This is a genomic window from Pedobacter sp. R20-19, assembly GCF_000708265.2.
In the GTDB taxonomy this organism is placed as follows: domain Bacteria; phylum Bacteroidota; class Bacteroidia; order Sphingobacteriales; family Sphingobacteriaceae; genus Pedobacter.
Map to the genome: position 1 here is coordinate 19,216 of NZ_JCKI01000009.1, position 16,123 is coordinate 35,338.

Genomic DNA, 16,123 nt, shown 5'->3' on the forward strand with positions numbered 1-16,123 from the left:
GGGAAATGATTTATACCATATTATTTATACACTGAAAATATCAATACCAATATTGCCTGTTACATAATTTTAACGCTGGCATCCTTAAGCTTTTTTACCAGCTGTTGTAAGAAATCACTTTTAAATTCTGCTTCAACATAAATGTTATTGATCCAAAGCAGCACTTTAATTTCTAAACTATCTGCGGTGATGTTATTGAGCAATACTTCAGGTGGTAATTTTTTGACTGTATTTTCTGCATCATCCAACATCTCTGAGATGATTTTTTTGATTTCTTCGAAATTACTTTCTGCACTCACTTTAAAAAGAAGTTCGGTTTTGATAAAATCATTACCCAATGTCCAGTTCACTAACCTTCCAGAAAGTAAGTCGCCATTCGGAATAATCACTTCCGAACCCTGAGGTGTTAAAAGTTTGCTGGATCGGATTCCAATGTCACGGACTTTTCCTTTTTTATCTGCAAGTTCTACATAATCTCCAATGCGAAAGGGTTTTTCAAAAATCAAAATGATGCCGGAAACGAAATTATTAACAATGTTTTGCATACCTAAACCTATCCCAACACCGAATGCACCCAAAACAACAGTAAGCTTATCCATAGGTAAACCAGAGGCCATTACGGCAAGGAGTAACCCAATTACAATGATAACCAGGCGAACCAGGGCCACCTTCGATCCTTTATGTCCGCTATCTTCATTAAAGGTGATGCGCTCTTCACCAAATAAAAGGGGAACATGTTTTTGCAGTTTATTGGCAATGTAAATAATGGTAATGAAGAAGAAGATGTTTCCTAAACTGAAATGAATGCTTCCAAATGCACGTGGTTTTGAAAGTATTTCGGTCGCCCAACCCCATAAACCACCCAAAATGCTCATGTTGATCATTAATACCATTACCCATAGCACCACGCAAAGGATTGAAAGCATTTTTTTAAGCTTAGCCCTGGTTTTATCATGACTGATTCTCGAAAAAATACCTTTGTTACAGGAGCTTATTTTCATCTGTAGATCAAGTGCATCCAGTATAATCTGCATAAATACACCTAACCCAATGAGTTGAACCAATCCTATTACACCAGTTAAGCTGGTTACTTTTGCCAAATCTACCCTTCCAAATACATTTAGTAGGATGGAGAGTATATTCATAAATATCAGGATATAGAACACCCAACGGACATACTTTTTGGAAAACTCTTTAAAGACTAATTTCCTGGACAGTTGAATACCCATCCATATAAAAAAGATGTTAATAGCCATTAGCACCATGCGAAAGGGCAAACTCTGATCTACAGCTGCATTTCCTAGAATTAACACAGCGTATAAAGAAATGAGGATGATCCAAAACTGAAGTTGCTTCTTTTCCAATACCTTCCAGAGGTGTATTGTCATCACCAATAATAGGAGGAATTGAATGAGCTCAACATATAATGAAGGCGCATCAGGCTCAAAAAGAGGGGTAATGTTAAGCAATACAATAAGTGAAGAAAGAATAGGGAAAGGTTTTAAGTATTCGAATTTTAATTCTCCAATTTGCTTTCTGATTGCTGCCCGCTTAGAACTTTTGAAATTTCGGCGCACCCAAATGAAAAATATAATGGATGTTAATATGGCCAGAAACCGGTTATCCCAGGTGGAGTCTATAAAATATTTAAGAATTTGCTGTTGTCCCTGAAAGGAAGCCTTAATTAAATTATCAGTACTTCGATGTGCAGGATTTTGAAGTGGCGCTTCCCACAGATATGGATCGCGTTTGCTCCAGGCTTGTTTTCCAGAAATTTCTAATCTTTCTGCAGTTTGTGTTTGCAGGTTATTCACCTTAACATTTAAGGCAGATGCACTCGCCAAGAGCGTATTTACCTGATTAAGTTGATCTCCAGTTGTTTTGCCGGCAGACTGCAAGCGTGATTTAATTTCTGTAATCTGAGGTTGATACAATTGAATTTCCTTCGTATTTTGATCGTTTTTTAGCAGGGTATCATTGCTTAAAGCAACTACCTGATCAGACATTTTTTGAAGGTTGTTACTACTTTGAACCAAGATAGCGGTAATACTTTTGAGTTTGGTATCTGCATCCCTTAAAATGAGGTCATAGCTTAACAAGCCTTTGGTATCGAGTTCTTTTTTGGTTTCAAAAGATTTAATCAGAGGTGCTACATTATCCCTGATGGATTCAATTTGTTTCTTAATGGCCTCGGTTTGATAACCTTTTTTATTGGCAACATTAATCTCCGTAATGGCCGATTGGGCTGTCTGCAATTTAAAGAGCAGCGTATCAGGAATGGTTTTAACGGTGGTATCTTTTGATGGTGTTGCTTGATTCTGCGCTTCACAGTGATAACCAGAAAACACAAATGCTAGAATCAGGTTAAAGAAAATACAGTTTTGTTTGACGGTAAATTTCATTATGGATGAAGAAATAAATTTAAAATAGGGAAGTCATGCACAATAATCCTAAAATCGATTATTTTATCTGCTGTTCATTTTTTACTGGATTAATAAAATTAGCAGTTTTTATAGGTGGCCTTGTTGATGGTTTTTTTTGTTGCTGGTTTAATAGCTTTTTTACTCCAAATCTGGCAGCGGCCGAAAGTATGATTCGCTGGAGGAAACCTTTTTTACGAAGTACAGTTGCATTGAGTATTTTTCCAGCCATACGTGGCAAAAATTCTTGCCTCATATTGCCCATTGCTTCAATATCACTTTGCCATGCTGATTTACCAACGTTCAGATTGATTTTTTTTAAATCAACCTTTTTCAATTTACTTGCTGAATGTAACAAATAGCTATTGCTCTTTTCAATTTGTTTTCTTATTGCATTACGCTGCAAATCAAACGTTGCAATATCATTAATATTTCTATTGATTATGGTCTTCATTGCCTCGTGTATTTAAGAACTTTCGAATGGTAAAATTAATGATGACAGACTCTATAAAATTGGTTTTCATCATCGTAACGAATATGGCAACAAGTGCATAAAATAAAGTGAGTCCGCCAAAGCCTAATGCATAACTATTAAATAAATCGGAGAAGAAAAACCCCAAGGTTACTGTTCCAAACAGAAAGGCTAAAAGACCGCAGATTAAGGTGAAAATATTTGTAATTAAATTGGCACTTAACTTTGCTACATAATGTACAGTGTCTAGTTTCAGAAGTGCTACCCGCAGTTCAGCATTCTTTTTTACTTCTTCAAAAATAATTTCTGCTTCCTTTAGTTTTTCATCAATCATAGGCCATTTATTTGAGTTTTATAGGAGGTTGATCTGAATTATATATAAAATAATAAGATAAACCACTTGAGTAAATTCTAATACCTATAGCAACCGATGTAAACTAACATTGTTTTATTTTTATGGAATTATGAACTAACTGATTAGAAGATTTATGGGCTGTCGGATGCTAATCTGTAGGAATTGATCTAAGAACTTTTGCGTCATCCTGATAATGATTAGGCTTATCAGTAAGAATACTGAAATGAAAATGAGTTCATTACAACCAGGCAAAAGCTGATGCAATGAACTCATTATTTACAATATTTGAAATTATAGGATTGTCTTTTCAGGTTTAATCATTGCATACTGCCCAAACCGATACTGAACCGGCATCACATAGAAATTCTCCCCATCCATTTTCATCAATGGTCACCTGTTGTTCTAAGTGTCCTAAACAATCTGTAAAAGTTTTTCCTGCAAATTGAGCACCCATTTCCATACGCTTATTGCCTGCCTCGCCATTTGATAAAACCACAGCCAAACCAGAGCCTTCATGTTCCTCATCGCCTGCTCTTGTCCAACCGATACAGCTTGGATGGTCAAAATAATCACGCTGAAAACCATAAGCTTTGTGTTTTCTTAAGCTTAATAATTGCCCCAATTGCGGAAGTGATTCCATGGTTACTTCATGATCCTTTCCGTCTGTTCCTTTATCTGTATAAGAAGATCCATAAACATCCGAGTAGAATACACATGGATAACCTGCTTCGCGAAGTAAAATAATGGCATAAGCATGCGCCCTGAACCATGGTTCTACAGTTTGTTCTAAGGATTGCAGTGGTTGTGTATCATGGTTTTCTACCAGGGTAACTGCCAGTTCCGGGCGCACCTGTACCAAACTTCCATTTAAGATAGTCGTTAAATCAAATGACTCCCCAGCTTTAGAGGCCTTTGAGAAATTCGCCTGCAGACAAGCATCAAAAAGCGACATGCGTCCTTCGGTAGCATCAATATAATTAAGCATGGACTGCAAATCGTATGGCGACCAATATTCACCTACCGTAAAAAGCTCAGCACCCAATTCTGCACGAAGGTAGTCAAGCCATTCATTAAAGAAAGCATGGGGCATATGTTTGATTGCATCCAGTCTGAAACCATCAAAACCTACGGTTTCATGAAACCATTTTCCCCATCTTTTAAGTTCTTCTCTTACAGCAGGGTTTCTAAAATCTATATCAGTTAACATGAGGTAATCATAGTTGCCGTTTTCATGGTCTATTACCTCTTCCCAACCCTCACCATATTGATTTTGAATGCTATAAACTGCTGTTTCTTGTGTTCTGGCATCATAATCTACACCAGTAAAACATTGATAATCCCACTTAAATTCAGAATATTTTCCATTCCGGCCAGGATAGGTAAATTTGGTATAGGCATCAATTTCAAATGGCTCTGAAATAAATTCGTTCCGGTTTTCAGGATTTACCTTTCTTACCATCACTGGCTCAAAGTCATCAGCACCGCCAAGGTGATTAAGCACAATGTCTACATATACCTGAAGCCCTGCTTCTTTTGCTGCTTTTACAGCTTCAATATATTCTTCTTTAGTTCCGTATTTAGTTGCAACACTACCTTTCTGATCAAATTCGCCCAAATCATAAAGATCATAAGAATCGTATCCAGTAGATTCTGTGCCGTCCATCCCTTTATGGGCTGGGGGTAACCAAATCGAATCTATTCCCATTTCCTTTAATCCATTTGCATCGTCACGAACTTTTCTCCAAAGGCTACCATCTTTAGGGTAATACCATTCGAAGTATTGAAGCATTGTATGATTTTCCATTAATTTTTATTTTTGAATACAACTCTAAAAGTTTGTGTTTGTTTGGGTTATTGCACAAATCTTCTAAAAGGTAATTAATAACCATAACAGGCAAGCTTTTAAGCAGTCTATCGCAAAAATGTTTGATACAATTCTAAAGCTAAGTGCAGATTATATTATGATATTAATCCATTACCTTTTTTTTTGATGATAATATAATCAGTTAAATTCATTAATAGTTGTTGATAAAAATCAAAAGAAATTAAGTTGTCAAGATGCTGTATTTTTCATATAATCAAGGTTATAAGTTTTTTATGACGTTTATGTAAATAATTTGTTTGTTTTAAAAATACCAAATGTATTTTTTACGTTACATGTTAATCATATGAGCTATTGTTTTTTCATCTTAGAAATACTACATTTAAACATTATTTATTGAAGCAGATATAACAATGCTCTCCAACATAAACATCCCGTATGTTTCTGCAATGCGATAAGCTCGTCTTATCGCATTTGCATTTTTTATAAAGCTTTTATAAGTTTGATCACTAGCTCAATATCCATAATCACTGGTTGATGAATACATCCCCATTTTGAAATCAATTAGTTATACGCTGGATCTTACCATTTTCTCCTTTAACCTCTGTAAATCAGCTCTTAAAATATTCTAACCATCAATATTTCTACCCAAAACGAAATGAAAATTCAATACTATGCACAGATTGACCAGTGCAACATATTAATGGATTTAATTACTTTCTTTTCCAGTGCGGAAATTTAAGGCAATCTCTTTATCCATTACCGAACTTTCTATTGGATTAATAGAAGTTTTTAAAGCTGCGAAATTTTCAAAGGTTAGCCTGGGCGCTTTACCTGTAACAAGGAAATGGTTACCTGTAGATCCGCTAAGGGTCAATTTTGACTGATCTGAAATATTAGTATAGAGCGAAGAGGTTTCACTATTTATTTCTACCTGAGACTCGCCCTTCAGGAATATTTGAAGATTTGGAATTTTCAATTTGCCCTGGGTTTTCAAAACAGCATGATCTTCAGCTTCAATTCTATAAAGATCATTAACATAAATGAAGATTTTACTCCTCTCTGTACCTTTGGCTGTAATGCGAAGCAATGGACCAATTTGAATTACATTTACAGATCCAAGGTTATCTTCTGCATAGCTAATACCAATGTCTTTTGTTTGCACCAGTATCACTTCTATATTACCTTTTACTGAAATTTTTCTAAATGAAGCTAACGACTTAATCTCAATAGGATAGGCCTTTACGGCATAGATAAATGTCGGAAAGATGGTGGTTAGAAAAAGGATTGCGATAAATACAGTTGCGATCTTGGTTTTGATAGTGATTTTCATAATTTCTATTTTTAAATGAATAGTGTTTTTATTTTAATTTTGCATGTTAACCAAGGTTATGCCAACGCAAAAAAAACTATTCTAAATAGCTTTAATCAATGGTTTAGAGAAATTGAGGATCAAAGGTGTCCGGTATCGATCAGTTTCTGTTCATATGCGTACAAGAAGACCAGGCTGCCCTTTATACAAACAAAACGGTAAAATTATTAATGCAACAATGTTGCTATAATTTGGATAGTTTCCATTCGGTCAGTACCTTTGAGGCAATTTAGATTTAGTTAATGATAAGCAGGGGAGAGTGGTTCCTTCCTTGCTTTTTTTTTGAATTTAATTGTATCAGCTTTATGATAAATCTAATCTGGTAAAGACCACTCTAGTATTTAATACTTTATTCGATTTAGTAATACGTTAAACGCTAAAAATGCGCTTAGGAGCACTTTTAAGTATGATTAACTAAGTTCATTGAAAAGTCATTACGTACAACAATTTCTACTATTGTATGTTTAATAAGTCCAAAATATGTGTAATTACGTAGTTTTGTGACAATGATTCCTTTTTCTTTTTAGCCGCAAGTAAAATATTCCCTCTTCCCCTTTTTGATGATTTTATGTAAACTAATACATACCCTTTGGGTATTTTATGAAAAAATTTATTTTATTTTTGATATTTATTTTATGCTGTACAAACGAGATGTTTGCACAAAATGCTGTAAGAGGTTGCCTTGTTGATAATGTACTTTATACTGAACCCTCTGGCAGAGGTAATGATTATTTCCTTCGGACACCAGGCAACAGAACATCAACATGTGGTTTTACAAGGGTTGGTAATACCAGTAACTGCAGGCTATATAATAGCGGCGATAAATCTGTTGAAAGCAGTTATACATTATATCCTGATGCTGCCAGTAGTGGTTGGGTTGAAGTTGCAAACTGTCCGGTAGATGGTGATGTATGGATTCTTTTTGTACCGGTATCATTATTAAGTGCGGTGACTATAGCCAGAAGAGGAAATCATTCTTATAAAGAACTTAGCCGGAAAAATTTTGTTGATCAAAAGAATAAACCCACTCGTAACCGTTCATTAGTTTTTAATTACAGCGATGCGCTTCAAATTGATAAAGAAGCTGTCGCTGATTTTAAAGGATGATACATCAAAAATGTTTGATCCTGTTTTATAGCCCATAAATTTAAATACTGGCCTGGCATTTAGTTGCTGATCCTGGTTAATAGATTTTTTTAATAAAATCCTTAGATATTATAAGTCACCTCCAATCCTAAATATGAGAAATTCAACTCAACATCCCCAAAACGAAGCTGATAGGTTAAAAGCACTTAATCGCTATCAAATTCTTGGTACATCAGCTGAAGCCAGTTTTGATCGGTTAGCCGAACTGACTGCCAAAATTTTTGACCTTCCAATTTGTCTGATTTCTTTTGTAGACAAAGACGAGGTATTCTTTAAAGCTAATATTGGATTTGGAAGTCAATCGAAAGTTTACAGTAGGGAAAGCCTTTGTAATGAGGTGATTAAATATGATGATGCAACCGTTATTGAAGATGTTTTTAAAATACCTGAATTGGCAAATAACGTATATAATGTGCGTTTTTATGCAGGCGCACCATTAATTTCTGACAATGGATATCGGATTGGTGCATTGTGCGTAATGGGGTACGAGCCTATGGAATTCGATGAAACAAAACAGGGAATTTTGAAGGGACTTGCCAAAGTGGTGATGGATCTGGCTGGAATGAAGCTGCAAACAGATCATTTAATGATCGAGAACGAGCATATTGTAGCTGATAATGCCGGATTAATCGATTATCAACAGCAAATCGCAAAAGCCAATCGGGATCTGGAAGGCCTTCAGGATCATTTTGAAATTCTGTTTCAGCAGGCGCCTATGGCCATTGGAGTTATTTCAGGAGATGATCATATTTTCGAGCAGGCCAATCAAACTTTGCTGGAAATTTTAAATAAAGATGCTACTGTTATTGGGGAATCACTTTCTACAGTGATTCCGGATTTGGAAGAACAGGATTTTCTGACATTAATTAAAAAGGTTTGGAAAACAGGAATGCCTCAGCAAGGTAAAGAGCTTAGGCTATTGGTATGGAATGATCATCAGTTAAAAAATCTATACATCAATGTAACCATGCAATTGACCAGGGGTATAGAAGATGGATCAAATCATATCATCTTTATACTGGCAGATATTACCGAGCAAGTTATAGCAAAACAATTGAATCAGGAAGCTAACATTGTTCTGATGAGTGCAATTGAAGCCGGAGAAATGGGCTACACTGTAGTTGAATTTGCTACCGGAAAGATGACATCAAATGATCAATTTAAGCGAAACTATGGTTATCAGATAGATGACGAATTTGATTATTCTGATCTTTTCGAGGCCATGTTACCCAAATACAGACAGCAGATAAAAAAGTCTGTTAAAGATGCTATAGACCGTAATGATGTATATCACGCAGAATATGAAGTGAAATGGAAAGATGGATCTATTCATTGGATCCGGGCATTCGGAAAGCCAAGATATGACATGCATGGAAGGGCTTCACACATTATTGGTTTAAATAAAATTATAGAAAAAGCTTAACAGTGAGGATAAAGTTAAGTTGATTGACAAAGTTTTATCAGGAATAAGGTGAGTAAACCTTTTCAATCTGCAAGTGAAAATGGCGAAGTCTTTCTGCCGCACAGGGCTTTCAGACTTCGCAGATTGATTTATGATGATTTAGATTGATCGATCAGTTCATGAATGGTTTTGCGTTCTTCTCCACGATCTGCAGCATTGGCATCACCTGAAAAACCATCCGCATCATTATCTCTTTTTATTAGAGATCCCTTTCGGTCGAAGTGATGATGATCATAAAATAACTTACGATCCAGTTCAGTTATTTTTTCCTCCATTCTTAACGCAGCAGGACTACCAATAACATCTCTGATGGTATCTTCTGTTTGATGGGTAACTTCACCTTTAATGTATAACGGCATGGCATGAAGTTGATCTGTATGAAAGTCTGGCACCACCACATTTTCCTGATCATGCAGATGACCTAAACCAATCGGAATCAGAATAGGCTTTTCATCAGGCTCATTGCCAGTATTTTCCAGGTTAACCACCATATACCTCACGGCAAGGTGCTCCGGGTCAAATAACAGATCCTTTACTTCACCAATTGTAATGCCGCTTTCGTTTCTTACTTTCCACCCTTTTATGTCTTGTTCACCTTCCGTTAACCGATAATCGCTCGTAGAAAGTTCTAGTAAATTGCTGTATATTATTTTGTTTTCTCCCATCATATATATTATTGCTATTATAGCTTTAAGTATTCAATTTCAATACTCAAACAACATCCTATAATAAGCAAAGGTTTTACTGTAAGATGGGCTAATTTTTCAGCGGTGATGTGCAGCAATAATTTTATAAGCTGATTTGTAGGTTATTCACCTCAAAACCTTTGTAACTTAACATCTCGGCATTGTGTGAAACTTCCAGGTTCAGCTCTAGCATTTCAATGATCTCCTTTGCGTGGGTAATATTTCGGTGCATATCATTAATTCCACGAATTTCTATGCCTTTAGGCATCACCTTAAATTTAGAAGGCTCAAATTTATTAATGAATGCCTGAAGATCAGCACTGATTTTTGATGACATGTTTTGCATATTTAGATTCTATTAAATAATCGCAAAGCAAGTAAAGTATCTTTAACTTATTACACAGTTGATGTTATCTTATCAATAACTATTAATCGCATCAGTAATAATGTGAACGCAATAGCAATTCTCTCTTAAAAAATTTAGGTAGTGATTAACTCAAAAATCATCTGTTTTTAAGCTAAAAGGATTTACAACACGGCATAATTTTAATATTCTGTTAAAATAGAGCGCCGTATGTTAACAATAACATAACCCTGACTAACCAAATTCCTAACGCTGTCATTCCATCTTTGTGGCACCTAACAAGCACCTGATTGATGTTTGCCTGAAGGGTTAAAAACCAAACAATCATAACTATTCATTCATGAAATCAAATTACAAATTCATTTCTTTGTCTTTTCTCAAGAGGTGGCAGTGTCTGGCCATGTTAATGCTACTTTTCGCCCTAAATAGCTACTCCCAGAGTAGTAAACTGATTACGGGCAAAGTTATTGACGAAACCAATCAATCTATTCCTGGTGTTACCATCAGAATTAAAGGGGGTAATATTGGTACATCAACCAATTCAGACGGATTTTATAGTATTCAGGCTAAAAGTACCGATATGTTGGTTTTTTCCATGCTTGGAGGAATCACAAGGGAAGTAAATGTTGGTAATCAAACAAAGATTAACGTAACCATCATGCCTGATAACCAAACCTTAAAAGATGTAGTGGTAATTGGTTACGGAACAGCAAATAAAAAAGATTTAACTGGTGCAGTAACTTCTATTAAATCTGAAGAATTTAATCAGGGTGTAATGGTAAATCCGGCACAACTTTTACAAGGAAAGGTAGCCGGACTAAACGTAACTAAAAGCGGTGATCCAAATGCCAAACCCTCTACCATTTTACGTGGCCCATCTACATTAAGAGAAGGTGCGGCGCAGGAGCCATTTTATGTTATTGATGGCGTGCCTGGTGCATCTATTGATTTATTGGCACCATCTGATATTGAAAATATCGACATTCTGAAAGATGCTTCTTCAACAGCAATTTACGGCTCACGCGCAGCCAATGGCGTAATCATCGTCACCACAAAAAGATCTAAAAATGGGCAGTCAAGGCTTTCATACAACGGTTATGCTGCGGTAGAAAAGGTATCAAAAAAATACGATATGCTTTCTGCACCTGAATTGAGACAATACCTTGCAGATAATAAACAGACTTTAAACTCGGTTGATGACGATGGTTCTGATACCAACTGGCAATCTTTATTAGAAAAAACAGGTTATTCACAAAATCATAATGTTTCTTTTGGTGGTTCGGGTCAGGCTTCAGATTATGGCGCCAGCGTAAACTACCTGGATAATCAGGGAATTTTAAAAAACACTTCGTTAAAGCGGACAATTGTAAGGGGATATTTAAACCAAAAATTTTTTAATGATAGGTTGAAGCTCGGTTTAACGGTTACCAATAGCAATTCAAAAAGCTCAGATATTTACCAATCACAGGCTTTATCTAACATGCTGTTTTATTTGCCAACGGTGAGCCCTTTCAATGCTGACGGAACCTATAAAGAAAACTATAACCGTACCGGAAGCGGCACCCGGAATCCTTTATCCATAGTAGATAACAATGATATTGATAACCTGAACAACAAAACGTTGATTAATGGAATGGCACAGCTAAACATTATCGACGGATTAAAATTTACAGCGAGTGTATCATCGCAACGAGATCAGAATAATTATAGCACTTACCTGAATAGCCAATCTGGTTTGGCAAGAGGAGTAAATGGTCAGGCGCAAAAAATCGATGTTTTAAATAAGAGTCAGGTACTGGAAGGCTATTTTAATTACGATAAAACTTTTGGAAAACACAGTCTGAAATTACTAGGTGGTTATTCATGGCAGGAAGATAGAACCAATGATGGATTTGGTGTAACTACACAGAATTTCTCAAATGATAATTTAGGTTATAATAACTTGTTTCTTTCCAATCCTAGTTTACTATCACAGATAGCTTTTAACAATGCGCCCATTTCTACCTTGAGGTTAATTTCTTATTATGGTAGGGTTCAGTATAATTATAACGAAAAATACCTGCTACAGGCTTCTTTAAGGAATGATGGTTCATCTGCCTTTGGAAGAAACAACCGTTGGGGTTTATTCCCGGCTGTTTCTGCAGGATGGAGAATTATAGGTGAAGACTTTATGAAAGCGGTTCCAGTAATCAGTGATTTAAAATTGCGTGCTGGTTATGGGGTATCAGGAAATAGTTTAGGTTTTGATGCTTTTTCTTCATTGCTGATTTACGGAACACTTTCCGGAAGTAACAAGTTCTTAAATAATGGAAACATCAGCAATGCCATTGGCCCGGTTAGAAATGAAAATCCTGATTTAAAATGGGAGAGTACGGCAACCACTAACATTGGTTTAGATTTTGGTTTGTTTAAAGACCGGATTTCGGGCTCGGTTGATTTTTACATCAAGGAAACTTCTGATTTAATTTACGATCGTTATGAAGTGTCTACCACACAATTTTTCTTACCTACTATAACAGCGAACGTAGGTAAAATTAAAAACACAGGTGTGGAGTTTACTTTAAATGCGGTAGCGGTTAAAACAAATAATTTTAAATGGACAACCTCTCCAAACCTTGCCACCAATAAAAATAAGGTTGTTACCTTATCAGATGATTTTTATAAGATAGCAGCCATCCAAACGGCACAGTTGGGTGGTAAAGGCCAATCCGGAAATTTCAGTCAGCTGATTCAGCCAGGTTATGCCTTAGGTACCTTTAACCTATGGAATTACGCTGGTAAAAATGCTGCAGGTGTAAGTACTTATATTAATGCTGCCGGACAAACCATTGCCACACAGCCTTTAACCACTGATGCAAAAATTGCTGGTGATGCACAGCCTAAATTAATTTACGGCTGGGCAAATAGTTTCAACTACAAAAACTGGGATATGAATTTCCTTGTTCGCGGTGTGTTGGGAAATAAAATTTTAAATGCTACAGCAGCATCTTTAAATAACCCGGCCGATGCAAAATTGCAGAATATTCCTCGCAGTACCTTAGGCGAATCTTTCAATGATATTAATGCTTACCTCATTTCCGATCGTTATCTGGAAAGTGGTTCTTACCTGCGTTTGGATAACGCCACGGTAGGATATACCATTAAACCTAAAACACCTTCTATTAAGGCCATCAGGTTATACGTTACCGCAAACAACCTATTTGTTATTACTAATTATACAGGGATAGATCCTGAAATTAACATCGGAGGATTAACTCCGGGAATAGACAACAACAATTATTATCCAAAAACAAGAACATTCAGCTTTGGTGTAAGTGCATCATTCTAAAAATTATAAAAATGAAAAAGTTTATCATCCTATTTAATATTCTTGCTTGCCTGGTGGTTCTGGAATCATGCAGCAAACTAGATGTCGATGTAGAATCTCAATATGTGAAAGATAATTTTCCGGTTACTAATTCTGATTATGCAGCACTTTTTGGAACCATGTATTCTAATTTATCTTCACAGTATGGTGTGCCTTACTGGAGAATGCAGGAGCTTTCTACCGATGCAGCAATCATTCCTGCCCGGGATGGAAATTTTGACGACGGTGGTCAGTATCGCCAGCTTCATTACCACACCTGGACCATCGATCACCCGAATGTTCGAGACATTTGGCAGTGGGGTTTTGGTGGCATTAACAATTGCAACCGTTTAATCAATCTTACCAATGAATCTGCTGTTTCAGCGGCTTCTAAAACAGCAAGTTTAGCTGAAGTGAGAGCCATGAGGGCATTATATTATTACTTCATGATGGATTTGTATGGAAACGTGCCTATTATTGATACTTTCCCGGTAAGTACCCTGCCTGGAAATCAAACCCGTGAAAAAGTTTTTGAATTTATCGAAAAAGAACTTTTAGCCGTTGTGTCACAACTTCCTGTTAAAGATAACAACAATCGTGTACTGGTTTATGGCCGGCCAACGCAGGCGATGGCTTATGCTTTATTGGAAAAAATGTATCTAAACGCAGAAGTTTATACTGGAAAGATACGATATAATGATGCGGTAACCATGGCTGATCAAATTTTGAAAAACAGCAATTATGCACTTGATGCGAAGTATAGCGATATTTTTGATGTAAATAACGGACCACAGGTAAACGAAACCATTTTTGCCATTCCTTACGATCAGCAGATTCCAGGTAACCAAATAACCAGGTTTGGTTTCTATCCGGCATTGGCAGCATCATACGGTATAAACGTAGGTTTTAGTATTGCCATGAGTACCACGCCAGAATATTACAACCGTTTTAATTTAACCAATGATATTCGCAACAGTTTTTGGTTAATCGGTAAGCAATATGCGCCAGATGCAAACCGCAAGCCTGATTTATCAAAACCTGTTTTTGTTGCTGGTACAACTACTCAAATTGAAATTACACCAGATTTAATTCTTAAACCAGGCAAACCGATGGATTTAGGCAATACCGTAGCCGATCAGGCAAAAGGTGTGCGTTCCGTAAAATACTGGCCAGATGTAAATGCTATCCAGGCCACCCGTTTAAATGGAAATGACATGCCGGTTTTACGTTTAGCCGATGTGATGTTGATGAAGGCGGAAGCTATTTTAAGAGGCGCAGCAGCCACTACTGTAAATGGCGAATTGCAAACACCATTGTTGCTGGTAAATAAAATAAGAAGTCGCGCTGGTACCACTGCAGCCACTACGGTAACCTTAAGCACTTTGCTTGATGAAAGAGCCCGTGAATTTAGCTGGGAAGCCTGGAGAAGAAACGATTTAATCCGTTTCGGACAATTTGAAACAGAATATCCGCTCCCGAACGATGTATTATCCATGAACAAAGATTTAACCAGAAGAATTTACCCGATTCCGGCTAATGAGTTAAAGTTAAATACCAATTTGAAACAAAATCCTGGTTATTAATTTACCTATAAACTATAAAAATATGAGACTGGTTACCTGTATTGGCTTATTGATGGTATTGCCTGCAATAGGCTTGATTGCTAAAAAAGAAGACTTACCCATAAATAAAATTCAGGTAATTGGTTCTCATAACAGTTATAAACAGGCCATTAATCCTGCATTGTTTAAGGTATTTAAATCTCAGGATACTATTGCTGCCAATGCATTGGATTATGAACATATCCCGATGCCGGCACAGTTGAATCTGGGCTTAAGAAACTTAGAGATTGATGTGTATGCTGATGAAAAAGGCGGTAAATACGCACATCCTAAAGGTTTTGATCAGGTAAAAGGACAGCCAGCTTTTGATCAGCAAGGAGAAATGAAGACACCAGGTTTTAAAGTTTTACACGTTCCGGATTTGGATTTCAGGTCTTCTGCGCTCACCTTAAAAACTGCTTTGCAACAATTAAAAAAATGGTCGCTGGCCCATCCCGATCATACACCTGTTTTTGTCACTTTAGAGGCAAAAGATGATACGATCAGGAGTAAGGGATTTACTATTCCTGAAGTATTTACAAGTAAAATTTTCGATCAGCTGGATGCTGTTATTCTCGAAAATTTAGGTCATGATAAGGTAATAACACCAGCAGATGTTAAAGGAAAATACAAAACTCTGGAAGAGGCTGTATTGCACCAGAACTGGCCTTTGTTGAGCAAGGCAAAGGGCAAATTTATATTTGTTTTAGATGCTACCGGTAGAAAGCGATCAACCTACATGGCAAATCATCCTTCATTAATCGGACGGGTAATGTTTGCCAATGCAGATCCTGGAACACCAGAAGCTGCACTGATGATTCGAAATAATCCGAAAGATGCCCAGATTCCAGCATTGGTGAAAAAGGGTTATATCATTAGAACCAGGGCTGATCATGATACCAAGCAAGCCAGAAAAAACGACTATAGTGATTTTGAAGCCGCTTGCAAGTCGGGAGCACAAATCATTACTACAGATTACTATCAAAAAAGTACGCATTTCACATCTACATACGCAATCAGCTTTCCGGGCGGAAAGTACTTTAGAAAGAATCCTTTATTTTAAAAGGTAAGAAAAGA

Annotated in this window: 12 protein-coding genes; 5 read left to right on the forward strand and 7 right to left on the reverse strand. The window is 36.5% G+C overall.

Features of this window, described 5'->3' with window-relative positions; genetic code table 11:
- Positions 1-59 precede the first annotated feature (59 nt).
- The 5 genes from AN34_RS19440 to AN34_RS19460 form a co-directional block, all read right to left on the reverse strand.
- Entirely contained in the window at positions 60-2,402 is a 2,343-nt protein-coding gene (locus AN34_RS19440; RefSeq protein ID WP_051666733.1) for a mechanosensitive ion channel family protein, read from the reverse strand.
- Positions 2,403-2,460: 58 nt separating this feature from the next.
- Positions 2,461-2,874 (reverse strand): hypothetical protein, encoded by a 414-nt coding sequence (locus tag AN34_RS19445; RefSeq protein ID WP_029288368.1) that lies wholly within the window; start codon positions 2,872-2,874, stop codon positions 2,461-2,463.
- On the reverse strand, positions 2,855-3,226 hold the full coding sequence (locus AN34_RS19450; protein ID WP_036677674.1) for a hypothetical protein: 372 nt from the start codon (positions 3,224-3,226) through the stop codon (positions 2,855-2,857). The genes AN34_RS19445 and AN34_RS19450 overlap by 20 nt, the downstream gene beginning before the upstream one ends.
- A 334-nt stretch (positions 3,227-3,560) precedes the next feature.
- A complete protein-coding gene (locus AN34_RS19455) occupies positions 3,561-5,051 on the reverse strand; it encodes an alpha-amylase (RefSeq protein ID WP_029288370.1) in 1,491 nt (496 codons plus the stop codon).
- 727 nt (positions 5,052-5,778) lie between these two features.
- Entirely contained in the window at positions 5,779-6,402 is a 624-nt protein-coding gene (locus tag AN34_RS19460) for a GIN domain-containing protein (protein WP_029288372.1), read from the reverse strand.
- Between the two features lie 690 nt (positions 6,403-7,092).
- Here AN34_RS19460 and AN34_RS19465 point away from each other — a divergent pair.
- Entirely contained in the window at positions 7,093-7,548 is a 456-nt protein-coding gene (locus AN34_RS19465; protein WP_036677677.1) for a hypothetical protein, read from the forward strand.
- Positions 7,549-7,681: 133 nt separating this feature from the next.
- A complete protein-coding gene (locus AN34_RS19470) occupies positions 7,682-9,010 on the forward strand; it encodes a PAS domain-containing protein (RefSeq protein ID WP_029288377.1) in 1,329 nt (442 codons plus the stop codon).
- A gap of 128 nt (positions 9,011-9,138) precedes the next feature.
- Here AN34_RS19470 and AN34_RS19475 read toward each other — a convergent pair whose 3' ends face one another.
- Positions 9,139-9,717: a PRC-barrel domain-containing protein gene (locus AN34_RS19475; protein WP_029288379.1), complete on the reverse strand. Its 579-nt coding sequence runs from the start codon at positions 9,715-9,717 to the stop codon at positions 9,139-9,141.
- A 121-nt stretch (positions 9,718-9,838) separates the two neighbouring features.
- Positions 9,839-10,072 carry a hypothetical protein gene (locus AN34_RS19480; protein WP_231625587.1) on the reverse strand — a complete coding sequence of 78 codons (234 nt, stop codon included), beginning with the start codon at positions 10,070-10,072 and terminating at the stop codon, positions 9,839-9,841.
- Positions 10,073-10,439: 367 nt separating this feature from the next.
- Here AN34_RS19480 and AN34_RS19485 point away from each other — a divergent pair, with 367 nt between their 5' ends.
- Genes AN34_RS19485 through AN34_RS19495 form a run of 3 tightly spaced genes read left to right on the forward strand, consistent with a single transcriptional unit; the run spans position 10,440 to position 16,109 of the window.
- Positions 10,440-13,427, forward strand: a complete 2,988-nt coding sequence (locus AN34_RS19485; RefSeq protein WP_029288383.1) for a SusC/RagA family TonB-linked outer membrane protein — start codon at positions 10,440-10,442, stop codon at positions 13,425-13,427.
- An 11-nt stretch (positions 13,428-13,438) separates the two neighbouring features.
- Positions 13,439-15,028, forward strand: a complete 1,590-nt coding sequence (locus AN34_RS19490; protein ID WP_029288385.1) for a RagB/SusD family nutrient uptake outer membrane protein — start codon at positions 13,439-13,441, stop codon at positions 15,026-15,028.
- Between the two features lie 22 nt (positions 15,029-15,050).
- Positions 15,051-16,109: a phosphatidylinositol-specific phospholipase C1-like protein gene (locus AN34_RS19495; protein WP_029288387.1), complete on the forward strand. Its 1,059-nt coding sequence runs from the start codon at positions 15,051-15,053 to the stop codon at positions 16,107-16,109.
- Positions 16,110-16,123: the final 14 nt, after the last annotated feature.

Coding starts and splice junctions, on each gene's coding strand:
- AN34_RS19440 (WP_051666733.1), bottom strand. CDS start 2,402: ATGAAATTTACCGTCAAACAAAACTGTATTTTCTTTAACCTGATTCTA.
- AN34_RS19445 (WP_029288368.1), bottom strand. CDS start 2,874: ATGAAGACCATAATCAATAGAAATATTAATGATATTGCAACGTTTGAT.
- AN34_RS19450 (WP_036677674.1), bottom strand. CDS start 3,226: ATGATTGATGAAAAACTAAAGGAAGCAGAAATTATTTTTGAAGAAGTA.
- AN34_RS19455 (WP_029288370.1), bottom strand. CDS start 5,051: ATGGAAAATCATACAATGCTTCAATACTTCGAATGGTATTACCCTAAA.
- AN34_RS19460 (WP_029288372.1), bottom strand. CDS start 6,402: ATGAAAATCACTATCAAAACCAAGATCGCAACTGTATTTATCGCAATC.
- AN34_RS19465 (WP_036677677.1), top strand. CDS start 7,093: ATGTTTGCACAAAATGCTGTAAGAGGTTGCCTTGTTGATAATGTACTT.
- AN34_RS19470 (WP_029288377.1), top strand. CDS start 7,682: ATGAGAAATTCAACTCAACATCCCCAAAACGAAGCTGATAGGTTAAAA.
- AN34_RS19475 (WP_029288379.1), bottom strand. CDS start 9,717: ATGATGGGAGAAAACAAAATAATATACAGCAATTTACTAGAACTTTCT.
- AN34_RS19480 (WP_231625587.1), bottom strand. CDS start 10,072: ATGTCATCAAAAATCAGTGCTGATCTTCAGGCATTCATTAATAAATTT.
- AN34_RS19485 (WP_029288383.1), top strand. CDS start 10,440: ATGAAATCAAATTACAAATTCATTTCTTTGTCTTTTCTCAAGAGGTGG.
- AN34_RS19490 (WP_029288385.1), top strand. CDS start 13,439: ATGAAAAAGTTTATCATCCTATTTAATATTCTTGCTTGCCTGGTGGTT.
- AN34_RS19495 (WP_029288387.1), top strand. CDS start 15,051: ATGAGACTGGTTACCTGTATTGGCTTATTGATGGTATTGCCTGCAATA.